2 protein-coding genes are annotated in these 1,768 nt (G+C 66.5%); both read left to right on the forward strand.

Features of this window, described 5'->3' with window-relative positions:
* The first annotated feature begins 142 nt into the window (after positions 1-142).
* Complete coding sequence (locus BRAS3809_RS30725) at positions 143-805, forward strand: HAD hydrolase-like protein (protein ID WP_008965913.1); 663 nt, start codon at positions 143-145, stop codon at positions 803-805.
* A 99-nt stretch (positions 806-904) separates the two neighbouring features.
* Entirely contained in the window at positions 905-1,582 is a 678-nt protein-coding gene (locus BRAS3809_RS30730; protein ID WP_008965914.1) for a nitroreductase, read from the forward strand.
* The last annotated feature ends 186 nt before the right edge of the window (positions 1,583-1,768 follow it).

A 1,768-nucleotide genomic window follows, 5' to 3' on the forward strand; every position in this document is an offset into this window, starting at 1 on the left:
TCCCCGCATCATGCTGGGCGTTGAAGCCCAGCGGGCACATCCTGCGTCAGGAGACATCGCACGAGAAGCGCTCAGTGATGAAGCGCAGGCGACGAGAGGACGTTGACGTTGGCGCTTCGGCCGCCCGGCGGTATGCTGGGTCATGTCGCCAATTCACTCGGTCCTGCTCGATCTCGACGGCACCCTGATCGATTCGCGCCCCGGCATTGCCGCGAGCACGCGCGCCGCCTTGCGGTCGCTCGGACATGCGCCCGACGACGGGCTCGACGTCACCGCCTTCATCGGCCCGCCGTTGCAGGACATGCTGCGCGCGCTGCTGCGGACCTATGGCGACGACCGGGTCGACGCCGCCGTTCTGGCCTATCGCCAGCACTATGGTGACACCGGATTGTTCGACTGCGCGCTCTATCCAGGCATCGGTGAGGCGCTGCGGGAGATGCACGGCGCCAGACTACGGCTCCATCTCGCGACCTCGAAGCGCGAGCTGTTCGCGCGGCGCATCCTAGAGCATCTCGGTCTCGCATCGCTGTTCACGGCCATTCATGGCTCGGTGCCCTCGGGGGCGTTGGATCACAAGCCCGAGCTGCTCGCACATATTCTCTCACTGCGGAATATCGACGCGCGCGACGGCGTCATGGTCGGCGATCGCCGCCACGACATCGCCGGCGCACACGCTGTCAAGATGCGCAGCCTCGGCGTGCTCTGGGGCTACGGCAGCCGCGACGAGCTGGAGACGGCCGGCGCCGACCGTGTGGTGGAAAGTCCGGCTGATCTGCCGCGTGTCGTGCTGTCGATGTTGACGTGAGGACGTGCCGGGACACCGTCCAGTGCGCCGCAAATCTTGCACCGGAACCGGAAAGCCGCGAATATCCCAACAACAAATCCAGGCAGGAACATCACGCACATGGAATTCGACGACGTCATCCTCGGCCGCCGCAGCATCCGCGGCTACAAGCCCGATCCGGTGCCGCGCGCGCTGATCGAGGAGATCATCCAGCTTGCGATGCGCGCGCCGTCGTCGATGAACAGCCAGCCGTGGAATTTCTACGTCATCACCGGCGAGCCGCTGAACCGCATCCGCGCCGGGAATACCGAGCGCATGGTCGCCGGCGTCCCGCAGTCGCGCGAATTCCGCATCGGCGAGCCGTTCGCCGGCGCGCATCGCGAGCGCCAAGTCCAGGTCGCCAAGCAGTTGTTCTCCGCCATGGGCATCGCGCGCGACGACAAGGACAAGCGCCAGGACTGGGTGCTGCGCGGCTTCCGCCAGTTCGACGCCCCGGTCTGCATCATCGTGACCTACGACCGTGTGCTTGCCGGCAGCGACGACACGCCGTTCGACTGCGGCGCCGTCACCAACGCGCTCGTCAACGCCGCCTGGTCGCGCGGCCTCGGCGCCGTCATCAACAGCCAGGGCATCATGCAATCGCCCGTGGTGCGCGAGCACGCCGGCATCGCCGCCGACCAGGTCATCATGAAAAGCATCGCGCTCGGCTGGCCCGATCACGATTTTCCGGCCAACGCCGTGGTGTCGGAGCGCAAGTCGGTGAAGGACGCGACGGTGTTCGTCGGCTTCGACGAGTAGCTCAGGCCCGGGAAAACGTAGGGTGGGCAAAGCAGCCGCCAACGGCGGCCGCGTGCCCACCATCCATCCTCGTATTCCGCCGTGAGACGGCGGCGACGACGCCACCGCGATCTCGCCCTCAGGATCCAGCACGGATCGCCTCTGCCCAGTCCAGACAGTCACCGCGATATCGCCAGCCTTGAAGTT

It is taken from the genome of Bradyrhizobium sp. STM 3809, from assembly GCF_000239795.1.
Classification (GTDB): Bacteria; Pseudomonadota; Alphaproteobacteria; order Rhizobiales; family Xanthobacteraceae; genus Bradyrhizobium.

What these genes read in the sequence shown, in the direction of transcription:
- BRAS3809_RS30725 (WP_008965913.1), top strand. Translation starts at nt 143, where the DNA reads ATGTCGCCAATTCACTCGGTCCTGCTCGATCTCGACGGCACCCTGATC.
- BRAS3809_RS30730 (WP_008965914.1), top strand. Translation starts at nt 905, where the DNA reads ATGGAATTCGACGACGTCATCCTCGGCCGCCGCAGCATCCGCGGCTAC.